The following is a 12,463-nucleotide window of genomic DNA, read 5'->3' on the forward strand; positions in this document are numbered from 1 at the left end:
AATCTGAGGAGAATCGTGGCCGAGACCACTGCCGAGCAGCCGCTCGAAGAGCTTGACATCGACAGCTACACCACCGAGTCCGAGGTTCCCGTCGAGGGCGAGTACACCTCGGAGTCCATGGCCTCCCGCTTCGGCGAGCCCCAGCCGGCCGCCGGCCTGGGCCGTCGCAAGAACGCCATCGCCCGCGTCCGGATCGTCCCGGGCACCGGCAAGTGGAAGATCAACGGTCGCACCCTCGAGGACTACTTCCCGAACAAGGTGCACCAGCAGGAAGTCAACGAGCCCTTCAAGGTGCTCGAGCTCGAGGGTCGTTACGACGTCATCGCCCGCATCGCGGGTGGCGGTGTCTCCGGTCAGGCCGGTGCGCTCCGTCTGGGTGTCGCCCGTGCGCTGAACGAGGCGGACGTCGACAACAACCGCGGCCCGCTGAAGAAGGCCGGCTTCCTCAAGCGCGACGACCGTGCGGTCGAGCGCAAGAAGGCCGGTCTGAAGAAGGCCCGTAAGGCCCCGCAGTACAGCAAGCGCTGATCCCAGGCGCTCGCGCGTACTCCGAACGCCCCGGCGGCACGCCACAGTGCTGCCGGGGCGTTCGTTTATTCCTTGCCGTGGGCGTATAACGGCACAAGGCGCTCAAAGGCTAATGTGATCGGATGGTCGGGCGTGGTCGCGCATGGCCGGCATGGTCGCCGTGGCGCGTGTCCACGGGTGCGGAGCCGCACTCGCATCGCGACCGTCGAACACACCGCGGGCCCCGTCGGGGGCGGCTTTTGATACTGATGCTTCCTCAGGAGGACAAGTGGGACGACTCTTCGGCACGGACGGCGTGCGCGGTGTCGCCAACGCGGACCTGACGGCGGAGATGGCGCTCGGCCTGTCCGTCGCCGCCGCGCACGTACTGGCCGAGGCGGGCACGTTCGAAGGACACCGGCCCACGGCCGTGGTCGGACGTGATCCGCGCGCGTCCGGAGAGTTCCTGGAGGCCGCCGTCGTCGCGGGCCTCGCGAGCGCGGGCGTGGACGTCCTGCGGGTCGGCGTGCTGCCGACGCCGGCGGTGGCGTACCTCACCGGTGCGCTCGGCGCCGACCTGGGTGTGATGCTCTCGGCCAGCCACAACGCCATGCCGGACAACGGCATCAAGTTCTTCGCCCGGGGCGGGCACAAGCTCGCCGACGAGCTGGAGGACCGGATCGAGTCCGTGTACGAGGAGCACCGCACCGGCGCTCCGTGGGACCGGCCGACCGGCGCGGGGGTCGGTCGCGTGCGGGACTACGAGGAGGGGCTCGACAAGTACGTCGCCCATCTCGTGGGCGTTCTGCCGAACCGGCTGGACGGTCTGCGGATCGTCCTCGACGAGGCGCACGGTGCCGCCGCGAAGGTCTCGCCGGAGGCGTTTGTGCGGGCCGGGGCCGAGGTCGTCACCATCGGGGCCGATCCGGACGGGCTCAACATCAACGACGGCTGCGGGTCGACCCATCTGGACCAGCTGAAGGCCGCGGTCGTCGAGCACGGGGCGGCGCTGGGGATCGCGCACGACGGTGACGCCGACCGGTGCCTGGCCGTGGACCACACGGGGGCGGAGGTCGACGGCGACCAGATCCTCGCGGTGCTCGCGCTGGCGATGCGGGAGCGGTCCGCGTTGCGCTCCGACACGGTGGTGGCGACGGTGATGTCCAATCTGGGCTTCAAGCTCGCCATGGAGCGGGAGGGCATCCGGCTGGTGCAGACCGCCGTCGGTGACCGGTATGTGCTGGAGGAGATGAAGGAGCGGGACTACGCCCTCGGGGGCGAGCAGTCCGGGCATGTCATCATCCTCGACCACGCGACCACCGGGGACGGCACGCTGACCGGGCTGCTGCTGGCGGCGCGGGTCGCTCAGACCGGTCGTACGCTGCGGGAGCTGGCCTCCGTGATGGAGCGTCTTCCGCAGGTTCTCATCAATGTTCCGGACGTCGACAAGGGCCGCGTGAAGACGTCCGCGGAACTCGCGACTGCCGTCAGCGAGGCGGAGCGGGAACTGGGGGAGACGGGGCGCGTGCTGCTCCGGCCCTCCGGTACGGAGCCGCTGGTCCGTGTCATGGTCGAGGCGGCGGACATCGACCAGGCCCGCTCGGTGGCGAGCCGCCTGGCGGACGCGGTGAAGTCGGCGCTGGGGTAGTTCGGCGGGGGCGCCCACGGTCGGTGGGTGGGTCGGGGCCGGGTCGGGGGTGTCCGTCCTCGGACTGGCGCGCATCACGCTTCTTGGAGGGGCTGAGGGCGCGGACGCGCCAGCCACTGCGGGCGGCCACCCCCGCCCCGTCCCCTCCCCGCCGTCGGCGGCAATCCGCCGCCCGGGGTGCGGCCCCTACGCCGCATCCGCCGCAGTCAGCCGCCCGCGGCGCCTGCCGCCCCTCCGCGGTCAGCCGCCCGCGGCGCCCTCCGCGGTCAGCCGCCTGCCGCGTTCTCCGCGGGCAGTCGTGCCGCTGGGGCGGCACGGGTGGGCGCGACGGCACCCCGCAAGCGCCGGGCCGCGCGACCCACCCCCGGCCCGCACCAGCATGGGGCACCCGCACGGCGCCGGGACGTACAGATCGACCCCCGGTCCACCCGAGCGTGGGGCGCCCGTACGGCGCCGGGACGTACAGACCGACCCCCGGCCCACCCGAGCGTGGGGCACCCGTACCGCGCCGGGACGTACAGACCGACCCCCGGTCCACCCGAGCGTGGGGCGCCCGCACGGCGCCGCGTGCCCAGCGCACCGTCAACCCGTGCCATGCCGGCGCAGCCGCTCGTGCTGGCTCGCCCAGAACCGCTTCTGCGCCAGCAGCGTCCCCGTACCGGCCAGCGTGATGCCCAGCAGATTGAGCAGCAGCTGCTCGGACGATCCCCACGTCTGCACCGTGTCCCCATAGCTCAACGCCACCGCCGCATTCGCCGCGGCCGGCACCGTCGTCACCGAAATGGCCACCCCCACCAGCGCCCCGGACTTCGCGGACGTCAGCGACAGCGTGCCCGCCGCGCCCGCCAGTACCGCCACCACGAACGAGAACCAGTCGGGGGCGTACACGAAGCCGGTCTGCGGCCGCTCGGCCTCCAACTGCTCCTTGGTGAACAGCCCGACCGCGTCCATGAAGAGGCTGAATCCCACCGTCACCGCCATCGCCACCGCGAAGCCCACCAGCAGGGCGACCACCGCGCGCAGCGCGAGGCGCGGCCGGCGCTGCACGATCGATGTCGAGAGGCCCGCCAGCGGGCCGAACTCCGGGCCCACCGCCATCGCGCCCACGATCAGGATCGCGTTGTCCAGCACCACGCCGCAGGCCGCGATCATCGTCGCCAGCGTGAGGAACGCGAGATAGGTGACCGAGAGGGTCGACTCCTCGTGGGTCGCCTCGGTCAGGTGCTCCCACAGCACCGCGTCCGCGCTCTCGCCCGGCGCCTCCTCCTCCGCCTTCTCGGCCCGCTTCGACAGCGACAGGTCGATGTTCTCCACGGCGATGGAACCGGTCGTGTCCAGGCCCAGCCGCTGGAGCCCGCTGAGCAGATCGTCGCCGGCCTCCCGCGCCACGTCGCACATCACGACGTCCCCGGCGGGATTGCGGGCGGCACCCGGCAGCACACACAGGTGTGTCGTGCCGATCGTCCCCTCGATCAGTCGGACCACGTCGTCGGTCTTCTCGGCCGGCGTGATCAGGCGCAGGTGCAGCATGGCGGCAGCGTAGCGGTCACAGCTTGCGCAGGCTGAGGCGCTGGACCTTGTGGTCCGGCCCCTTGCGCAGCACCAGTGCGGCCCGGCCCCGGGTCGGGGCGATGTTCTCCACCAGGTTCGGCCTGTTGATGGTCCGCCACATCGTGCGGGCGTAGTCCAGGGCCTCCTCCTCGGAGACCTGGGTGTACTTGCGGAAGTACGAGGAGGGGTCCTGGAACGCGGTCTCCCGCAGCCGCTTGAAGCGGTTGAGGTACCAGCGCTCGATGTCCTCCGTGCGGGCGTCCACGTACACGCTGAAGTCGAAGTAGTCGGCGAGTCCGACGCGGGTACGGCCGTCCTTGCCGGGGAGGGCGGGCTGGAGGACGTTGAGCCCCTCGACGATCAGGATGTCCGGGCGGCGCACGGTGAGCTTCTCGCCCGGCACGATGTCGTAGATCAGGTGAGAGTAGACGGGGGCCGTGACCTCCGCCTTGCCGGCCTTGATGTCGGCGACGAAACGGGTCAGCGCGCGGCGGTCGTACGACTCGGGGAAACCCTTCCGCGACATCAGGCCCCTGGCCTGGAGCTCCTTCGTCGGCAGCAGGAAGCCGTCCGTCGTCACCAGTTCCACGCGCGGGTGCTCGGGCCAGCGGGAGAGCAGGGCGCGGAGCAGCCGGGCCACCGTGGACTTGCCGACCGCCACGGAGCCGGCGACCCCTATGACGAACGGGGTGCCGGACTGCGAGCCCTGTTCGCCGAGGAAGGTGTTCAGGGCGCCGCGCAGTCCGTCGGTGGCGCCGACGTAGAGATTGAGCAGCCGGGACAGCGGGAGGTAGATGTCCCGTACCTCGTCGAGGTCGATGACGTCACCGAGGCCGCGCAGCTGTTCGACCTCCGCCGCCGACAGGGGCAGCGGAGTCTTGTCGCGCAGCGCGCTCCACTCGGCACGGGTGAGGTCGACGTAGGGAGTCGCCTCCGGCCGCTGCCGGTGGGCGCTCCGGGGCATCGAGGAGACCGGAGAGATCACAGTCCATTGTTAACGGAGTTCGAACGGGGTGGGAGGTGGGCTGTGTCACGCTTGCCCGTTTCCAGTACTGACGGTAGATCACATAGGTGTCACGGTCAGATATCGGATAACTGTTCGAGGATTATCTGTGAGGCGGCTGTGCCTACAGTGCCGCATGTGTTGCGGATCCCTCCGCGCCTCCGAAGAAAGAGTTCCCCGTGAGAACCATCTCCGTCCGTCGTACCGCGCTCGCCGCCTCCGCCGCCGCGCTCGCCCTGCTCGCCACCGCCTGCGGTGGCTCCGGCGACGAGGGCAAGGCCGACGACGGCAAGGACAAGGCCGAATCGAGCCCCTCCGCCGCCGCGCCGGCGGCGGCCAAGGCGCTCACCGCCGCTGAGCTGGAGAAGGCCGCGCTGGCGCAGGCCGACGTCAAGACCGGCAAGGTCACCACCAAGATCCCGGCGAAGGACGACGTCGCGAAGGACCAGGTCTCGACGGACGACGAGGCCTGCCAGCCGCTCATCCACGCCCAGCTCGGGATCGCCCAGGGCGAGCCGGCGGCCGACGTGAAGCGCTCCTGGACCGGCCAGACGGAGACGCAGTCCGAGAACTCGGGCCCGGACGGCCAGGACATGACCAACGTCGACGTGAACAAGGTGATGCTGAACCTCGCCTCCTACGAGGACGGCGCGGCCGAGCAGGCGCTGGCGGGGCTGAAGACGGCCGCCGAGAAGTGCGCCGGCGGCTTCACCGCGACCGCGGCCGACGAGAAGACGCCGATCGCCGAAGTCACCACGACCGCCGCCCCCGAAGGCGGCGACGAGGCGGTCGCCTTCACCCTCGGCGTGCCGACCGGCAAGGCCAACGCGCCCCTGAAGGTCCTCGTGGTCCGCAAGGGCGCCACGCTCGCCTCCTTCAGCGCCGTCAACCTCTCCGCCATGGTCACCGGCGAGGACTTCGAGATCCCGGCGGAAGTCGTCGACGCTCAGCTCGGCAAGCTCGGCTGACCCACCCCGCGTTCCGTTCCCACCGGTGCTTCGTGCACCGGTGGGAATTTCCGATTTCGGGCACGGGGAGGCCCTTTCCGGCGTCTGACGGACCGTAGGCTGCCCGTCATGTGCGGAATCGTGGGATACGTGGGGCCTCAGTCGGCGCTGAGCGTCGTGACGGCCGGACTGAAGCGGCTGGAGTACCGGGGATACGACTCGGCGGGCGTCGCCGTGCTGGCGGACGGCGGTCTGGCCACCGCCAAGCGGGCCGGGAAACTCGTCAACCTCGAGAAGGAGTTGGCCGAGCGGCCGCTGCCCACCGGGACCACCGGCATCGGGCACACCCGCTGGGCCACACACGGCGGTCCGACGGACGCCAACGCCCACCCCCACCTCGACAACGCGGGCCGGGTCGCCGTCGTCCACAACGGCATCATCGAGAACTTCGCCGCCCTGCGCGAGGAGTTGGCCGAACGCGGGCACGAGCTCCACTCCGAGACGGACACCGAGGTCGTCGCCCATCTGCTCGCCGAGGAGTTCTCCTCCTGCGCCGATCTCGCGGAGGCGATGCGGCTGGTCTGCCGACGTCTGGAGGGCGCCTTCACCCTGGTCGCCGTGCACGCGGACGAGCCGGATGTGGTGGTGGGGGCGAGGCGGAACTCGCCGCTGGTGGTGGGCGTGGGGGAGGGGGAGTCCTTCCTCGCCTCGGACGTGGCCGCGTTCATCGCGCACACGCGGGACGCCATCGAGCTGGGCCAGGACCAGGTGGTCGAGCTGCGCAGGGACGCGGTGACGGTCACGGACTTCGACGGCGGCGCGGCCGACGTCCGCGAGTACCACGTCGACTGGGACGCGTCCGCCGCCGAGAAGGGCGGCTACGACTACTTCATGCTCAAGGAGATCGCCGAGCAGCCGAAGGCCGTCGCCGACACCCTGCTGGGCCGTATCGACGGGTCCGGGTCCCTGACGCTGGACGAGGTCCGGATTCCGGCGGGTGTGCTGCGCGAGGTCGACAAGGTCGTCATCGTCGCCTGCGGCACGGCCTTCCACGCCGGGCTGATCGCCAAGTACGCCATCGAGCACTGGACGCGGATTCCGTGCGAGGTGGAGCTCGCGAGCGAGTTCCGGTACCGGGACCCGATCCTCGATCAGCAGACGCTCGTCATCGCCATCTCCCAGTCCGGCGAGACCATGGACACCCTGATGGCGCTGCGGCACGCGCGGGAACAGGGCGCCAAGGTCCTGGCGATCTGCAACACCAACGGTTCGACGATCCCGCGCGAGTCGGACGCGGTGCTGTACACGCATGCCGGGCCCGAGGTCGCGGTCGCCTCGACCAAGGCGTTCCTGACCCAGCTGGTCGCCTGCTATCTGGTCGCGCTGTACCTGGGCCAGGTGCGGGGCACCAAGTGGGCCGACGAGATCCGTGCGGTGGTGCGGGACCTGTCGTCCATCGCCGGCGCGGTGGAGCGGGTGCTGGAGACCATGGAGCCGGTACGGGAGCTGGCGCGGTCGTTGGCGGGGAAGAACACGGTGCTGTTCCTGGGGCGGCACGTGGGTTATCCGGTGGCGCTGGAAGGGGCTCTGAAGCTGAAGGAGCTCGCCTACATGCACGCCGAGGGCTTCGCGGCGGGCGAGCTGAAGCACGGGCCGATCGCGTTGATCGAGGACGATCTTCCGGTGGTGGTGGTCGTGCCGTCGCCGAGGGGGCGGTCCGTCCTCCACGACAAGATCGTCTCCAATATCCAGGAGATCCGGGCGCGCGGTGCGCGGACGATCGTCATCGCGGAGGAGGGCGACGAGGCGGTGGCGCCGTACGCCGATCACCTGATCCGGATCCCGGTCACCCCGACGCTGCTCCAGCCGCTGGTGGCCACGGTGCCCTTGCAGGTCTTCGCGTGCGAGCTGGCGACGGCCCGGGGGAACGAGGTGGACCAGCCCCGCAACCTGGCGAAGTCGGTGACGGTGGAGTAGGCGGCAGTGGTGGGGGCGCACCCGTAAGGTGCCCGCATGAGCATCATCGGAGTCGGGATCGATGTCGCCGAGATCGAGCGGTTCGCGGAGTCGTTGGAGCGTACGCCCGCGCTGGCCCAGCGGCTGTTCCTGGAGAGCGAGTTGCGGTTGCCCAGCGGTGAGCGGCGGGGTGTCGCCTCGCTCGCCGCGCGGTTCGCCGCCAAGGAGGCGATCGCCAAGGCGCTCGGCGCGCCCGCGGGGCTGCACTGGACCGACGCCGAGGTGTGGTGCGAGGACAGTGGGCAGCCCCGGCTGCGGGTGACGGGCACGGTCGCGGCGCGCGCCGCCGAACTGGGCGTACGGTCCTGGCACGTGTCGCTCAGTCATGACGCCGGGGTGGCCTCGGCGGTCGTGATCGCGGAAGGGTGAGAGCGGTGGGCTCGGTGGCCTTCCCCGGGGTCGGGGTCGACCTGCCGGTCTGGGGTGACGCCTTCCTCGTCGCCGCCGCCGTCCTCACCGTCGTCTTCGCCCTCGTACGGCTGGTGCGGAACCGTCGTCGATGACGGCCATGCGTGATTCACGCGGACCGGGGTACACGCGGGGAGCCGGTGCCCCGAGCGGGCCGATCGAACAGGGAGGGCGAACAGTGACGTCGACGATGGCGCGGACGACCGACCGAGCTCAGACGGTGACCGAGCTGCCGGAGGTGTCCGAGCCCGGCCAGGTCGCGCCGCAGGACGCCCGTGAGCTGTCCAAGTTGTTCTTCCGGCAGCTGACGCTGCTGGAGGAGGGCACGCACGAGTACCAGTACGCGCGCAACACGCTGATCGAGATGAACATGTCCCTGGTCCGCTACGCGGCCGGCCGGTTCCGCAGCCGCGGTCCGGAGGAGATGGAGGACATCGTCCAGGTCGGCATGATCGGACTGATCAAGGCGATCGACCGGTTCGAGCTCTCCCGCGAGGTGGAGTTCACCTCCTTCGCGATCCCCTACATCGTCGGTGAGATCAAGCGGTTCTTCCGGGACACGTCCTGGTCCGTGCACGTCCCGCGCCGGCTCCAGGAGGCCCGGGTGCAGCTGGCCCGCGCCACCGAGGAGCTGCGCAGCCGGCTGGGCCGTACGCCCACGGTCGGTGAGCTCGCGCAGCTGATGAGCCTGACCGAGGACGAGGTGATCGAGGCGCGGATCGCCTCCAACGGCTACAACTCCTCCTCGCTGGACGCGACCATCGGCAGTGAGCCGGACGGTGAGAGCGTGCTGGCGGACTTCATCGGCTCCGAGGACGCCGCCCTGGAACTGGTCGAGGACTTCCACGCGCTGGCGCCGATGATCGCCGATCTCGACGAGCGTGAGCGGAAGATCGTCCACTGGAGGTTCGTGGAGGAGCTGACGCAGGCGGAGATCGGTGAGCGGCTCGGCTGCTCGCAGATGCATGTGTCGCGGCTTCTGTCGCGGACTCTGAAGCGGCTGCGGGCGGGGATGCTCGCCACGGAGTGAGGACTGAGGGGTGAGGGGTGAAGTGGGGTGCGGCGTGTGCCGCACCCCGTTTCGCTAGCAGATCGACTGGCTGCTGTTCACCAGGCGGTTGTTGCGGAACGTCGTGTTCTCGCCGCAGGGGCTCTCACGGATCGACGAGTCCGTCACCGTGAGGTTCTGGATGGTGATGTCCCTGTTGTTCGGGAACTCCGAACGTGCCGCCAGGCGGATCTCGCCGCCTCCGGTGACCGTGCCGCTCTGGGCGGCGAGGTTCACGTTGTAGCAGTTCTCGATGAGGATCGCGTTGTTGCCCGTGTGCGAGAGCGTGACCCTGTCGATGGTCGCGCCGCCGCTCTCCGACACGCAGAACACGCCCCGTCCGCCGCCCCGCGCGACGACCTCGCCCACACGGATGTTGGTGGAGTACGAGCTGCCGATGCGGCCGTTGCGGTTGGCCATGCGGAACGCGGCGTACCCGGTGCCCGTGCCCGCGTTCTCGGCGTCCACCCGGGAGACCGTGGCGTTGACGGTCTGGTTCAGCAGCAGGCCCGACTCGCCGACGTTGCGGGCGGTCACCGTGCCGATGGTGAGGCCGTCCACGCCGTACGTCTCCACGGCGTGGCTGGACGCGCCGGAGACGTAGACGTTGTCGATGCGCACGTTGCGCGTCCACTGGCTGGTGTCGCCGCGGTTGTCGATGCGCACGCCGAGGCCGCGCGAGAGACGCATGTCGATCTGGCCGAGGACGACGTTCTGCACGTTGCGCAGGAAGACGCCGTACAGCGGGGCGCCGGTGACGTTGAGGTGCTGCACCTCGATGTCCCGGGTGCCGCGGGAGTACACCGGGGCCTGGTCGCCGGAACCGCTTCCGGTGACGTTGATGGTGCCGCAGACGTCGAGGATCGTGTAGCTCGGCAAGGAGATGCGGGAACCGGCGGAGATCGAGCCCGAGCCGCGGACCACGACCCGTTCCTTGCTGGTGCGGCCGGAGGACAGGCTGCTGATCGCCGCCTGGACGGCCGCGCGCATGTCGCTGCCGGTGTACACGGTGCTGCTGCCGCGCCGGGCGGTCCAGGTGCTGCCGTTCAGTACGGCCTCGGCCTGGTACGAGCCGTCGCCGCAGGCTGCTGCGCGGGCGGGGGCGGGGGTGCTGCTCGTCGTGGCCGCGGTGGCGGGGGCCGTCAGGGTGCCTGTGGCGGTGAGGAGTGCGGTGGCGCCGGCTGCGGCGAGGAGTGCGGCTCTGCGTCCCATGGGTCCTCTGCTTCTGTCGTCGAACCGATTCGACTGAATCGATTCATCCGGTGGGGGGCGGAGAGTTTGGCAAGGGCATGGCAAGGAGTCAAGGGAACGGCTTGCGCGTTACGGGGGCCGGCCGGGTGATTGGGGGAGACTCGGACGCATGCGTACTGCGTACAGCGTGGAGACGGTCAGGACGGCGGAGCGGGAACTGATGGCGCGGCTGCCGGAGGGGGCGCTGATGCAGCGCGCCGCCGCCGGGCTCGCCGCGGCCTGCGCGGATGTGCTGGGGCGGGTGTACGGCAGCAGGGTCGTGCTGCTCGTCGGCAGCGGGGACAACGGCGGTGACGCGCTGTACGCCGGTGCCCGGCTCGCCCGGCGTGGCGCGGGCGTGAGCGCGGTGCTGCTCGCGCCGGAGCGCGCCCACGCCGGGGGGCTCGGCGCGTTGCGCCGGGCGGGGGGTCGGGCCGTGGGGACGGACGGGGCCGGGGAGCTGATCGAGCGGGCCGATCTCGTCGTCGACGGGATCGTCGGGATCGGTGGCAGCGGTGGGCTGCGTCCGGACGCGGTGCCGCTCGCCGACGCGGCCGAGAGGGCGCGGGCGGCCGTGGTCGCCGTCGATCTGCCGAGCGGGGTCGACGCCGACACCGGGGAGGTGCGGGGGAGGGCGGTCCGGGCGGATCTCACGGTGACGTTCGGGACGCACAAGCCGGGGCTGCTGATCGATCCGGCGCGGGAGTACGCGGGGTCGGTGCGGCTGGTCGACATCGGGCTGGAGCTGCCGGCGGAGCCGGACCTTGAGGCGTTGCAGCACGTGGACGTGGCCCGGCTGTTGCCGGTGCCGGCCACCGAGAGCGACAAGTACCGGCGTGGTGTCGTCGGCGTCGCGGCCGGTTCGGGCCGGTATCCCGGGGCCGCGGTGCTCGCGGTGGCGGGGGCGCTGCGGGGCGGGGCGGGGGCCGTGCGGTACGTCGGTCCCGCGGGGGACGCGGTGATCGCCCGCTTCCCCGAGACGCTGGTGTCGGACGGGGGGCCGAAGCACGCGGGGCGGGTGCAGGCGTGGGTGGTGGGGCCGGGGGCCGGGGACGACGCGGCGACGGTCGCGGAGGTGCTGGCGGCGGACGTGCCCGTGCTGATCGACGCGGACGGGCTGCGGCTGGCGGAGGCGTCGGCGGTACGGGCCCGACGGGCGCCGACCCTGATGACCCCGCACGCGGGGGAGGCCGCGGCGCTGCTCGGTGTCGAACGGCACGAGGTCGAGGGGGGCCGGCTGACCGCCGTGCGGGAGTTGGCGGGGAGGTACGGGGCGACGGTGCTGCTGAAGGGCTCCACGACGCTGATCGCCGACGCGGCCGGTGGGCCCGTTCGGGTGAACCCGACGGGTACGTCGTGGCTGGCCACGGCGGGAAGCGGGGACGTTCTGTCGGGGCTGGCGGGCTCACTGCTGGCGGCGGGGCTTCCGGCGGTGGACGCCGCGAGCGCGGCGGCGTACCTGCACGGCCTGGCGGGCCGCTTCGCGGCATCCGGCGCACCGGCGGGGGCGTACGACGTGGCATCGGAGATCGCCGGGGCTTGGCGAAGCGTCGTACGGGCGTGAGGTGGTGGGTGGGTCGGGGCCGGGTCGGGGGTGTCCGTCCTCGGACTGGCGCGAATCACGTTCCTTGGAGGGCTGAGGGCGCGGACGCGCCAGCCACTGCGGGCGGCCACCCCCGCCCCGTCCCCTCCGCGCCGTACGCGGCAATCCGCCGCCCGGGGTGCGGCCACTTCGTCCCGCCCTCCGCGACCAGCCGCATGCCGCACCCTCCCCGGGCACCCGTCTGCCGCACCCTCCCCGGGCACCCGCCTGGCGCCCCTCCGCGGGCAGCCGTCTGCCGCTCTCCGCGGGCAGTCGTGCCGCTGGGGCGGCACGGGTGGGCGCGACGGCACCCCGCAAGCGCCGGGCTGCGCGAACACCCCCCGGCCCGCACCCACGCCGGGGCACCCGTACCGCGCCGGGCCGCGCGACCAACCCCCGGCCCGCACCCACGCCGGGGCACCCGTACCGCGCCGGGCCGCGCGACCAACCCCCGGCCCGCACCGACGCGGAGCGCCCCGCAAGGCCCCGGGGCTGCCCAAGCCCCAACCAGCCCGAGCGCCTG

Annotated in this window: 11 protein-coding genes; 8 read left to right on the forward strand and 3 right to left on the reverse strand. The window is 71.7% G+C overall.

Annotation, left to right across the window (positions count from 1 at the left end):
* Positions 1–15: 15 nt before the first annotated feature.
* Both rpsI and glmM read left to right on the forward strand, forming a co-directional pair.
* The gene (rpsI, locus tag ACZ470_RS05200; RefSeq protein WP_004927169.1) at positions 16–528 is read left to right on the forward strand and encodes a 30S ribosomal protein S9; all 513 of its coding nucleotides are present in this window, start codon (positions 16–18) and stop codon (positions 526–528) included.
* A gap of 268 nt (positions 529–796) precedes the next feature.
* Complete coding sequence (gene glmM, locus ACZ470_RS05205) at positions 797–2,155, forward strand: phosphoglucosamine mutase (protein ID WP_468424536.1); 1,359 nt, start codon at positions 797–799, stop codon at positions 2,153–2,155.
* A 582-nt stretch (positions 2,156–2,737) separates the two neighbouring features.
* Here the strand turns inward: glmM and ACZ470_RS05210 are convergent.
* Both ACZ470_RS05210 and coaA read right to left on the reverse strand, forming a co-directional pair.
* Entirely contained in the window at positions 2,738–3,685 is a 948-nt protein-coding gene (locus ACZ470_RS05210) for a DUF389 domain-containing protein (RefSeq protein ID WP_468424538.1), read from the reverse strand.
* Between the two features lie 16 nt (positions 3,686–3,701).
* Positions 3,702–4,670, reverse strand: coding sequence for a type I pantothenate kinase (gene coaA / locus ACZ470_RS05215; RefSeq protein WP_468424539.1), 969 nt, complete (start codon positions 4,668–4,670; stop codon positions 3,702–3,704).
* 218 nt (positions 4,671–4,888) lie between these two features.
* Between coaA and ACZ470_RS05220 the strand changes: the two genes are divergently transcribed.
* From ACZ470_RS05220 to ACZ470_RS05240, 5 genes are all read left to right on the forward strand, one after another.
* A complete protein-coding gene (locus ACZ470_RS05220) occupies positions 4,889–5,677 on the forward strand; it encodes a hypothetical protein (RefSeq protein WP_468424541.1) in 789 nt (262 codons plus the stop codon).
* A gap of 108 nt (positions 5,678–5,785) precedes the next feature.
* Positions 5,786–7,633: a glutamine--fructose-6-phosphate transaminase (isomerizing) gene (glmS, locus tag ACZ470_RS05225; RefSeq protein WP_468424543.1), complete on the forward strand. Its 1,848-nt coding sequence runs from the start codon at positions 5,786–5,788 to the stop codon at positions 7,631–7,633.
* 36 nt (positions 7,634–7,669) lie between these two features.
* Positions 7,670–8,041, forward strand: a complete 372-nt coding sequence (locus ACZ470_RS05230) for a holo-ACP synthase (RefSeq protein WP_468424545.1) — start codon at positions 7,670–7,672, stop codon at positions 8,039–8,041.
* A 5-nt stretch (positions 8,042–8,046) separates the two neighbouring features.
* Positions 8,047–8,175 carry a hypothetical protein gene (locus ACZ470_RS05235; RefSeq protein ID WP_468424547.1) on the forward strand — a complete coding sequence of 43 codons (129 nt, stop codon included), beginning with the start codon at positions 8,047–8,049 and terminating at the stop codon, positions 8,173–8,175.
* Positions 8,176–8,270: 95 nt separating this feature from the next.
* The gene (locus ACZ470_RS05240; protein ID WP_468425184.1) at positions 8,271–9,110 is read left to right on the forward strand and encodes an RNA polymerase sigma factor SigF; all 840 of its coding nucleotides are present in this window, start codon (positions 8,271–8,273) and stop codon (positions 9,108–9,110) included.
* 54 nt (positions 9,111–9,164) lie between these two features.
* On the opposite strand, the gene ACZ470_RS05245 is transcribed toward ACZ470_RS05240, so the two are convergent.
* Positions 9,165–10,340 carry a hypothetical protein gene (locus tag ACZ470_RS05245; RefSeq protein ID WP_468424549.1) on the reverse strand — a complete coding sequence of 392 codons (1,176 nt, stop codon included), beginning with the start codon at positions 10,338–10,340 and terminating at the stop codon, positions 9,165–9,167.
* Positions 10,341–10,488: 148 nt separating this feature from the next.
* On the opposite strand from ACZ470_RS05245, the gene ACZ470_RS05250 reads away from it, so the two are divergent.
* The gene (locus ACZ470_RS05250) at positions 10,489–11,922 is read left to right on the forward strand and encodes an NAD(P)H-hydrate dehydratase (RefSeq protein WP_468424551.1); all 1,434 of its coding nucleotides are present in this window, start codon (positions 10,489–10,491) and stop codon (positions 11,920–11,922) included.
* The last annotated feature ends 541 nt before the right edge of the window (positions 11,923–12,463 follow it).

The organism is Streptomyces sp. NPDC031111 (assembly GCF_055570675.1).

Bases quoted from the DNA above. Each gene is read 5' to 3' on its own strand.
- ACZ470_RS05210 (WP_468424538.1), bottom strand. From the start codon at position 3,685: ATGCTGCACCTGCGCCTGATCACGCCGGCCGAGAAGACCGACGACGTG.
- coaA (WP_468424539.1), bottom strand. From the start codon at position 4,670: ATGCCCCGGAGCGCCCACCGGCAGCGGCCGGAGGCGACTCCCTACGTC.
- glmS (WP_468424543.1), top strand. From the start codon at position 5,786: ATGTGCGGAATCGTGGGATACGTGGGGCCTCAGTCGGCGCTGAGCGTC.
- ACZ470_RS05230 (WP_468424545.1), top strand. From the start codon at position 7,670: ATGAGCATCATCGGAGTCGGGATCGATGTCGCCGAGATCGAGCGGTTC.
- ACZ470_RS05240 (WP_468425184.1), top strand. From the start codon at position 8,271: ATGGCGCGGACGACCGACCGAGCTCAGACGGTGACCGAGCTGCCGGAG.
- ACZ470_RS05245 (WP_468424549.1), bottom strand. From the start codon at position 10,340: ATGGGACGCAGAGCCGCACTCCTCGCCGCAGCCGGCGCCACCGCACTC.
- ACZ470_RS05250 (WP_468424551.1), top strand. From the start codon at position 10,489: ATGCGTACTGCGTACAGCGTGGAGACGGTCAGGACGGCGGAGCGGGAA.